Annotated in this window: 11 protein-coding genes; 4 read left to right on the top strand and 7 right to left on the bottom strand. The window is 62.3% G+C overall.

Going from position 1 to position 9,308, the window contains the following annotated elements; all coding sequences use genetic code 11:
* Positions 1 to 184 precede the first annotated feature (184 nt).
* The 7 genes from AC58EF_RS27860 to coxB form a co-directional block, all read right to left on the bottom strand.
* Positions 185 to 646, bottom strand: a complete 462-nt coding sequence (locus AC58EF_RS27860; RefSeq protein WP_497279615.1) for a hypothetical protein — start codon at positions 644 to 646, stop codon at positions 185 to 187.
* A gap of 5 nt (positions 647 to 651) precedes the next feature.
* Positions 652 to 1,080 (bottom strand): DUF6152 family protein, encoded by a 429-nt coding sequence (locus tag AC58EF_RS27855; RefSeq protein WP_497279614.1) that lies wholly within the window; start codon positions 1,078 to 1,080, stop codon positions 652 to 654.
* A 92-nt stretch (positions 1,081 to 1,172) separates the two neighbouring features.
* Positions 1,173 to 2,261, bottom strand: coding sequence for a c-type cytochrome (locus AC58EF_RS27850; RefSeq protein WP_497279613.1), 1,089 nt, complete (start codon positions 2,259 to 2,261; stop codon positions 1,173 to 1,175).
* Positions 2,258 to 2,848: a cytochrome c oxidase assembly protein gene (locus AC58EF_RS27845; RefSeq protein WP_497279612.1), complete on the bottom strand. Its 591-nt coding sequence runs from the start codon at positions 2,846 to 2,848 to the stop codon at positions 2,258 to 2,260. The genes AC58EF_RS27850 and AC58EF_RS27845 overlap by 4 nt, the downstream gene beginning before the upstream one ends.
* Positions 2,845 to 3,222 carry a hypothetical protein gene (locus tag AC58EF_RS27840; RefSeq protein WP_497279611.1) on the bottom strand — a complete coding sequence of 126 codons (378 nt, stop codon included), beginning with the start codon at positions 3,220 to 3,222 and terminating at the stop codon, positions 2,845 to 2,847. Before AC58EF_RS27840 ends, AC58EF_RS27845 begins: the two co-directional genes overlap by 4 nt.
* Positions 3,219 to 5,741 carry a cytochrome c oxidase subunit I gene (ctaD, locus tag AC58EF_RS27835; RefSeq protein WP_497279610.1) on the bottom strand — a complete coding sequence of 841 codons (2,523 nt, stop codon included), beginning with the start codon at positions 5,739 to 5,741 and terminating at the stop codon, positions 3,219 to 3,221. Before ctaD ends, AC58EF_RS27840 begins: the two co-directional genes overlap by 4 nt.
* On the bottom strand, positions 5,738 to 6,706 hold the full coding sequence (coxB, locus tag AC58EF_RS27830) for a cytochrome c oxidase subunit II (RefSeq protein WP_497279616.1): 969 nt from the start codon (positions 6,704 to 6,706) through the stop codon (positions 5,738 to 5,740). Before coxB ends, ctaD begins: the two co-directional genes overlap by 4 nt.
* Before the next feature lie 182 nt (positions 6,707 to 6,888).
* Between coxB and AC58EF_RS27825 the strand changes: the two genes are divergently transcribed.
* The 4 genes from AC58EF_RS27825 to AC58EF_RS27810 all read left to right on the top strand — a co-directional run bounded on the left by AC58EF_RS27825 (position 6,889) and on the right by AC58EF_RS27810 (position 9,307).
* Positions 6,889 to 7,320 carry a DUF2231 domain-containing protein gene (locus AC58EF_RS27825; protein ID WP_497279609.1) on the top strand — a complete coding sequence of 144 codons (432 nt, stop codon included), beginning with the start codon at positions 6,889 to 6,891 and terminating at the stop codon, positions 7,318 to 7,320.
* Complete coding sequence (locus tag AC58EF_RS27820) at positions 7,314 to 8,609, top strand: PQQ-dependent sugar dehydrogenase (RefSeq protein ID WP_497279608.1); 1,296 nt, start codon at positions 7,314 to 7,316, stop codon at positions 8,607 to 8,609. The genes AC58EF_RS27825 and AC58EF_RS27820 overlap by 7 nt, the downstream gene beginning before the upstream one ends.
* Before the next feature lie 30 nt (positions 8,610 to 8,639).
* Positions 8,640 to 8,867, top strand: a complete 228-nt coding sequence (locus tag AC58EF_RS27815) for a hypothetical protein (protein WP_497279607.1) — start codon at positions 8,640 to 8,642, stop codon at positions 8,865 to 8,867.
* A gap of 269 nt (positions 8,868 to 9,136) precedes the next feature.
* Entirely contained in the window at positions 9,137 to 9,307 is a 171-nt protein-coding gene (locus AC58EF_RS27810; protein WP_497279606.1) for a DUF2256 domain-containing protein, read from the top strand.
* Position 9,308 lies beyond the last annotated feature (1 nt).

The following is a 9,308-nucleotide window of genomic DNA, read 5'->3' as shown; positions in this document are numbered from 1 at the left end:
ATCAGCAGCCATAGAGTCAGAGTTTCGTTGCTTTGGGAATCCCCCTCGTCAGTCAGCATCATGGGGGGTTGGTATAAAATCCAACCGCCGTTAACAGTCGACCGACCCTCTCAAGACATTCAGCGGAGGAATTCGTCTCTTTAGGAGCGGACGTTCCGCTCATTTGCTGCAGGCACGGCCCTTGTTAGAAATAGGCAATCAGGCGTCCTAAACAGGCCGCGCCCAGCCAACAGGCGATGGACAGGCCTGCCATTATCCGCAATCGAGCCGACGCCTCCTTGATGCCGCCTTCCCAACATGACCGAAAGATCGTGGCATTGCCGAGCGCAAGGGCAATCAACCCGAGCTTCCATGCGAAGATGCTGGACCGCGAGAGCGCAACCGCATCTGCCGCGAACAACAATGGTCCGCTCAGCAGCATGAGCATAAGTCCCGTCGCGCCCACGGGCACAAGTGCGCGTGACAGCAGCATGAGCGGGAGCGCCCGAAACGCGCCGATAATGCGAAGATCGAGCAGCCCGATACCGCCTATCAGCAGGATCATGCCAAGCAGATGCACAAGACTGGCCAGCGGATATGCCCAGGCGGTTTCCCGAACGAAGCTGCCGAGCACAGAGCTCTCAATTACTGAAGCCGCAGCTTCCATATGTGTCAGCGCAGTTCGATCGTCTTGCTGTCCACTGTCACTCGCTCGATACGCATCTCTGCCGTTCCATCTGAGCGGGGATAGCCGACCAACGTAACCGGCTTACCGGAAGTCAGCATCCGCTTTGTGAGCCCGCGGGACTCCATCCGGGCGACAGGCGCGAGAACTACGTTCCACTCCTTTTTCTGCCACATCACCTTGGCACTTCCATGCGGATTGCCCCAGCTGACGGATGACAGAGGCGCGGTGATCGACAGGGTCTTTGTCGCGTCATAGCTGCTCCAGCCGTGATGTGCGAAGCCGGTCGCAGGAACGAACAACGTGAGCATGGCAAAGCTTGATAAAAATACTTTCCAGAAAGGCATTTCCATCTCCCGATCAAAAGAAGCCCTTCGCTCGGCCACGCTTTTACCCCCCCTGGATTCGTCATTCAACGCCATTACCAAGCGCGATACTATATTTGCGCATTGCCAGGTGCGATCCTACCGAAGGTCGGACAGTGCCCGCCCCGGCGCCCGAATTTCCATTAGTTCCCATCCACTCGCGCGGCTCCGCTCCTGGCAACACCCTGCCTTCTGCCTTCGGGGCCAGCGACAGATGCTGCCAGCGCGTCTATCCGGTCATCCGGGATGCGCCGGGCGATCATCGCCATGGTTGCAGGAGACTGGCGCGCATCGACAATGCCAGGCCTGTACTGCCATCCCCTCAAGCGCGCCGCGACATAGGACGCCTTCTGGCCGCCCAGCACCGGCCCTGCCTTGCCGGGGGCGTGGCAATTGCCGCAGGCCGGGATAGGCAAGCCCGCCTTGTCCCTGAGTGGCGGCAGTTGCGACAGCATGATCTTGGCCTCCAGTCCCGGCATGGCGGCGAAATGGCTGGCGAGCCTCGCCATTTCTGCCTCATCCACCGTGGCGACCGCCGCCTGCATGACGGCACTGGATCGTTCGCCTGACGCATATCGTCGCAGGCTTGCCAGCAGATAGACAGGGTTTTGTCCTCCCAGCACCGGAATATCGGGCTGGCCACGCCCTTGCCCATCCGTGCCATGGCATCCGGTGCAGGCCGCCAGCGTCTCAGGAGCGATGCCAGCTATTTGCCTTTCATCCGCCTCTTGCGTGAGCGCACGATATCGCTGCGCCGTCATGCCCGGCAGGCGACGGACAAAGGCTGTCATGCGGCGCACCTCGTCAGGCCGGTCCGATGCTGCCCAGGCGGGCATGCCGGTGAGTTTCACACCATGGCGGATAATCCAGAACAGTTCGCGGTCCCGCCATTCACCCGCTGTTTTTGCAAGGTCGGGGGCTGGCGGGGTGGCCTTCTGCATGACGGGTGAAGGACGGACGCCCGGCGCGCCGTGGCAGACCTGGCAGGCTTGCCGAAAATGCCCCGCTGCGCTGATGAGCCCACTTTCGTCCAGTGCATCATCGGGTGCCTGAAAAACCGAATAGGTCCGCACCGAATTGCGCATCACCCAGTGGAGAAACCAGTCGGTAATGCGCCAATGGCCGGACGAAGCGGAAATCTGCATCGCGCCCGACCAGGCGAAGAGCGTGGCGGCAAGTCCGACGCCGATCAGCGCGACGATCGCGCGCATCCAGGTGATGCGGATGGTCATTCGATCCTCCGCTGATGAAAGAGGCTGGCCAGAAGCGCCAGCCCGCCGATGAAATAACTGGCAGCGCCCAGCAGCAGCATGATGACGCCACCCAGTTGCTGGTCGATCAACGGGTCTATCCCTACCGGACCATGATGGCCCATCGGGTAAAGCGGCCGGGGCGCAAGGCCGATGAGGACACCCAGCAACGTCATGTGCATGGATGTGAGCAGCAGCGCGCCTATGCCTGCCACGCGTTGCGGCGCATGACATACGGAGAACCAGAGCAGCAGGCCCGCAGTCAGAAAGCTGAACTGTTCAGCGACCAATATGGGGAAGGACTGCGCCGCCTCGCGCATCGTGGGCAGATGCCACAGCCACACGACCAGCAGTTCGACCAGCATCATCGCCATCGGCATCACGACGCGGGGCCAGCGGCGGGCGGGATCGGCGGCGGTCCCCGTCAAACCCAGCGCGATCAGCGGCGCGGCGACCGCCACGGCGATCATATGCCCCGCCATATGGCCGATCATCCCCAGCGGCAACGCCGCCAGCAGCCATCCAACCGGCAGGAGCACAGCCCCGGCGATGAGCGCGGCGCGCTTCACAGGCAATCCTGCAGGAATATGACGGGCATGGCCGTGAAGAGGACGCCGATGAAACTCAGCCCCGCCAGCAGCAATGTCGATTTCGCCAGAAAGCGCAGCCGGTCGATATCGGTCGAATCCTCATGCGGCACGCTGCCGCCGGGCCTGCGCCCCTGCATCCAGGCGATCCAGCCCGACAGGCCGATTAGCACCAGCGCGGCGACCGTGCCGACGACAAACAATGTCGGGAAAGTCGCGAATGCGCCCGCCTTTGCGCAGGAAATTGCTGCCCACAGATAGGCCATCAGGAAATGCCCGGCCCAGATGGAGGGCGGAACGATCAGGGTCCAGAGCGTGACCTTCAGCCTCTCATGCCATTTGCCGCGCTCGGTCATGCCACCTCCGGGAAAAGACCGATGATGGCGTAGGTGACGATGGCGGTCAGGGCGTAGAAGTGCATGTAGACGCTGATGTTGCGTAGGTCGGCGTCATGTTTCGGGTCCATCCTGCCCGCCAGACTGCGCGCCAGTGCATAGCCCTGCATGATCGCCGCTACTGCTGCATGGGCGCTGGTCCAGATCGTCAGCGTCCATACGATCGCGGGATAGCTGTGCGCCTGCGGGTCCAGACCGCTGGTCCACGGTCCCGCCAGTCCGGCGCCGACCCCGGCGATGCTCAGCATGATGCCAAGGCACAGCAGGACGCGCGCAATCGCCACCTCGCCACGCGCATGCACTTCCCGCGCAGCGATCGTCGCCAGCCATCCGACTACCCCGACCGTCAGTGCGATCATCGGCCACATCATGCCCGGCCCATCCGCCAAATCCGCGGGCGGGAAATCAGCATGGCGCGTCCAGAAGAAGAAATAGCCGAAGATAAGGCCGGAAAAGGCAGTCGCGTCGGCCATCATCGTAATGAACATCGCCCACCAGCCGGGCGCCGAAGGGCCGGACAGATAGAGCGGCAATTCGATGCCATGACCGATGGGCTTGCACGGCTTTTCGGGTATCTCCGCTGTTCCGGTCCACAGCCACCAGAGCGTGCAGGCCAAAGTCGCCACGCCGCAGGCAAGCGCCGCCACATAGAGATGATAGGTGGTCAGGATGAACACCCCGCCCAGCGCGATCGCCGTCAGCATCGGCTTGACGCTGGGCGTGCCGAGCCGGATCACCGCCAGCGGGCGGGCGTCCAGCACCGTCGTCACGATGGTTTCCCGCCTGCCTTCCTCCGCATCGGGTAGGAAGAAACGCCCTTCGTCCACCTTCTTCACGAAATCGGTCTGGTCCCAGATGGGGTAACGGCTTTCGATTAGCGGCACCGACCGGATGCCCCAATCTTCATCATCGGGATGGGCCAGCCATTCGAGCGTGCCTGCATTCCACGGGTTGCGCACCGCCTTGGCCCGGCGCGGCGAGAGACACAGGTCGACGCAGATGATCGCGACTCCGGCTGCGAACAGATACGCCCCGGCAGTCGACACCATGTTGAAGCCACCGAGGCCAAGGTCGGCCGGATAGGTGAAGACACGGCGCGGCATGCCCATCAGGCCCGACAGGTGCATCGGAAAGAAAGTGATGTTCGCGCCGACGAACAGCATCCAGAAAGCGATGCGGCCGAGCCGATCGGAAAGTTTCTTCCCCGTTATCAGCGGCCAATAATAATAAAGGCCCGCGAACAGTGGCATCAGCGTCCCGCCGATCAGCACATAATGGAGGTGGGCGACGATGAAATAGCTGTCATGGGCCTGCCAGTCGAAGGGGGCGACCGCCACCATCACGCCGGTAAGGCCACCGATCACGAAGATGGCAAGGCTGCCGGTCGCATAGAGCAAGGGTGTCGACCATGTGACCCGCCCCGCCCACAGCGTCGCGATAAACACGAAAATCTGCACGCCGGTGGGGATCGCCACAGCCTCCGACGCGGCGGAGAAGAAGGCGAGGCTGATCTTGGGCAGGCCCGTCGTGAACATGTGGTGGACCCACAGGCCGAACGACAGGAAGGCTGTCCCCACCGCCGCCAGCACGATCCAGGGATAGCCCAGCAGGTGCCGGTTGGCGAAGGTCGGCACGAGCATCGCAAACAATGCGATCGACGGCAGGAAGATGATGTAGACTTCGGGGTGACCGAATATCCAGAAGAGATGCTGCCACAGCAGCGGATCTCCGCCCCGGTTCGCGTCGAAGAAAGGCCAGCCGAGCAGCCTTTCCATCTCAAACAATATGTCACCCGCGATCAGCGGCGGGAAGGCGAAGAGGATCATCACCGCGACGACCAGGATATACCAAGCGTAGAGCGGCATGAGATTGAGCCGCATCCCCGGCGGCCGGCACTTGAGCACGCCGACGATCAGTTCGACGGCAGCGGCGACCGACGATACCTCGATGAAGGACAGCCCCAGCATCCATATATCCGCGCCAAGGCCCGACAGGTCCGTGCGGGTGGTGAGCGGCGGATACATAAACCAGCCGCCATCCGGCGCGGCGTTGAAGAATATGGAGCCGCTGACGAACACGCCGCCGATGAGGAAGGACCAGTAGCCAAAGGCGGACAGACGCGGGAACGGCAGGTCGCGCGCGCCCAGCAATTGCGGCAGCAGGATGATCGACACCGCTTCGAACATCGGCACGGCGAACAGGAACATCATCATCGAACCGTGCAGTGTGAACAGCTGGTTGAAGCTGTTCGCGCTCACCAGATCATTATCCGGCACGGCAAGCTGGGAGCGCATGATGAGCGCCAGAACGCCCGCGAACAGCATGAAGCCGAAGGCGGTCAGCACATACCAGACGCCCACGCGATTATTGTTCGTGTCAGTCCAGCGCAGGAACAAACCCTTCGGCGGCGCCCAGACGGCGCGTAGCCGTTCTTCCTGCGCGGCGCGCAGCGCTGGATCGTCCTGATCGTGCAGGCTCATTTCAGCCCCTTGAGATAATGCGCGATCGCCTCGGCATCGGCGGCGCTCAATTGCGGGTAGGCCGGCATACGCGCGCCGGGCTTGGCGCTTTGCGGCGAACGGATGAAAGCGGCGATATTGGCTGGCGTAGGCGGGAGGATGCCCGCGCCGAGCGTCCGCCTCTCGCCAAATCGGCTGAGGTCAGGACCGATCGTCGCATCATGCGCCGTCCCGCGGACGGCATGGCAGGCACCACATCCATGCGTATCGAACAAGGCGGCTCCGTGAGACGCTGTTGCGCCTCGGCTCGCGCTTCTGCTCTGGTCCAGCCAGGCATCGAAATCCGGACCGTCCATCGCGATCACGTCGAAGGCCATCAGCGCATGGGACAGACCGCAAAATTCCGCGCACACGCCACGATAGCGCCCCACTTTTTCCGCCTGCACCACCAGCCGGTTGGTCCGCCCCGGTATCATGTCCATCTTGCCGGCCAGACCGGGAATCCAGAAACTGTGGATCACATCCTGCGCGGTCAGTTCGAACGCGACTGTCCGCCCGACAGGAATGTGAATTTCATTGGCAGACAATAGTGCGCTGCCCCCGCCCGACGGTCGATAGGTGACCCGCCACCAGAACTGCTCGCCATCCACCCGCACAATCAGATCGTCGGGGCCGCTGGCGCGCGGGCGCATGGCGGGTAGCGCATAGATCAGCAATGCCGCCAGGATCAGGGTCGGACCGATCGCGCCCAGCCACAGCACCATCCGCATGCCATCATGATGGCTGAGCCTGCCTTCGGGCGCCCGTACCGCGCGCAGATAGAGTGCGACCATGATGGCCACGATCAGAACGGCGCCAATGGTCAGGATCAGCGCCATCTGCCGAACCTCTCGCGCTTCCGTACCGAAGACGTGCAAGGTCGACTGCTCAGCGTTGCAGGCGGTGAGGCCAGACAGCATCATCGTCCAGAGCCATGGATTGCGCATCGCGCTCGCTTCACCCTTTTCACGCTGCATCGGAAGTGCCGCGTCACTGGGTCGAACACGCCAGCGTCCGTCCGGTTCAATGATTTCTGTTTCGTAACAAGCGTTTCAATTGCCGTAGCGGGGAAACCAAAGGGCGCGCCACGAATTGCCTTCCTGTCATTCATTCGATCAGGAGGCCCCTCTTGCCCAGCGCCCCGCCGCGCATCCGGCCCTTGCTCCACCCGCTGCACGGCTTGCTGCTTGCGTGGCCACTGGCCATGTTTCCGGCCGCGCTGCTGTCCGACATCACCTATCTGAACAGCACCGAAGTGCAGTGGACCAACTTTTCGGCCTGGCTGATTACCGGCGGTTTGCTCGGCGGCGGCATTGTGCTGCTCTGGGCGTTCATTGGCTTGGTCCGCGGCAAGGGCGCTGTCAGATCACGCTTAGCGATATATCTCCTGCTACTGGCGCTGATGTGGATCTGCGGCCTTATCAATGCTTTCCAGCATAGTCGCGACGGCTGGAGTTCAGTCGGCACGACCGGCCTGATCCTGTCCATCCTGAGCAGCGCCTTCGCCCTTGCCGCCGGCTGGATCGCGCATGCAGGCTATCGGGAGGATCGGCCATGGTGATGCGCACGCTCCTCCTCTGTACCGGCCTGCTTGCGCTCGCTGCATGTGGCCGCAGCCAACCGGGCCTCGATCAGACCGGCACTCGCCCAGACCTTCCCGACCAGCGGCAGACATTGCTGCCGCCGATGAAGATCGCGACGCCGGTCGGATGGGGTAGCGAAAAGCCGACCGCTCCGGCAGGCTTTACCGTGACGGCGCTCGCCACGGGCCTTGCCATCCCACGCCAGATTTTGGTGCTGCCCAATGGCGACATTCTGGTCGCGGAAGGGGCTGGCGGGGGGGCTCCCGCGCTGCGCCCGAAGGACGTGATCGCCAATTATATCAAGGCCATGGGCAAATCGCCGGTCAAGGGTGGCAACCGTGTAACCTTGCTGCGCGACGCCGACAATGATGGCCATGCTGAACTGCGCACCAGCTTCATCACCGGTCTCAATGCGCCTTACGGCTTGGCCTATGTCGATGGGCAGATATATGTGGCGGCGCAGGACGCACTGCTGCGCTTTCCCTATCACGATGGCATGACCCGCATCACCATGCCGGGCGTGGAGGTGACCAAACTCCCCTCCCACATCAACCATCACTGGACCAAGGCACTTACCGTCGGGCCGGACGGATCGAAACTCTATGTCGGCATCGGGTCCAACAGCAATCTGGGCGAACGCGGCATGGGGATAGAGGGCGACCGCGCCGTCATCTGGGAAATCGACCGGCAAAACGGGATGCACCGCACCTATGCGTCCGGCATCCGCAACCCCACAGCGCTCGCCGTCGAACCCCGGACCCGGCGGCTGTGGGCCGTTGTGAACGAACGGGACGAACTCGGCCCGCAGCTGGTGCCCGATTACATGACGGCGGTTCGTCCAGGTGCCTTCTACGGCTGGCCCTACAGCTATTGGGGACAGAATGTGGACCCGCGCGTCCGCCCGCAACAGCCCGATATGGTCCGCCGGGCGATCCGCCCGGACTATGCGCTGGGGTCGCATGTCGCGGCACTGGGCATCAGTTTCACGATCGATGGCGGTTTTGGCGGCAGCTTTGCCGAAGGGGCCTTTGTCGGCGAGCATGGCAGTTGGAACCGGCAGGATCTGTCCGGTTACAAGGTCGTCTGGGTGCCATTCGCCAATGGGCGACCGTCTGGCAAGCCGCAGGATTTCCTCACCGGTTTCATCAAGGACAATCATGCGCGCGGGCGTCCGGTCGGCGTCACTTACGACCCTGTCCACGGTGCCCTGATCGTTGCGGATGATCTGTCCAACACGATCTGGCGGGTCACCCCAGGCCGCCGATAACCACCAATGAGGGCCATAAGGAGAGGCGCGATGGAAAAGAAGCAGGAAGATGGAGAAACGGTAACGCATGTGTCGAAGGTCGAGGCACGCGCGGGGTCACGCACGACCGTCACGCGATCCATCCTCTATGTCAGCCTGATACTGGTCGTCGCCCTTCTGTTTTTCGTTGTGGCTGGCGGCTATTTCAAGGCCGATCAGACGGGCGCTGATGAGGTCAATGCAGACAATTCGTCGCAGGCCATGAACAGCGCCCGTTAACGCTTTCGTCCAGTTCCGCGTCCGCGCATTGCCTATTTCGGAAAGTCGCCATGGTGCCCAATAACTCTGGGGAAAAATCCGCCTATTCAGATGGCCACGCGGAGAATGCAGTTGTCGGCAACGGCCAGCTCGCAAGCTGGTCGCCGAGGATAGGAATGAGGATGGTCATGCGATCTTTATCCGTTTCCAAACGGGCTGAGAACGTATCAGATGCTTCAACGCCCGAAAGAGGTCATGTTTGCGCACGATAGCCAAAAGAGACGCCGCTGATGCCGCGCATGCACGGGAAATCGGAAATCGCGTCGAAAATCTGCCCTGCGTGTCAGCTTCCGTTTGTTTGGCGCAAGAAGTGGAACGCGACTGGAATAATACCAACCTGCATTGATCATGACCCCTGTGCCCATTTGCGGCGCCCGATTGTCATGATGCGCCACGGTTGAT

The sequence above is a fragment of the Sphingobium sp. WR1 genome, from assembly GCF_059693745.1.
This window is presented reverse-complemented; position numbering and strand designations above follow the sequence as displayed.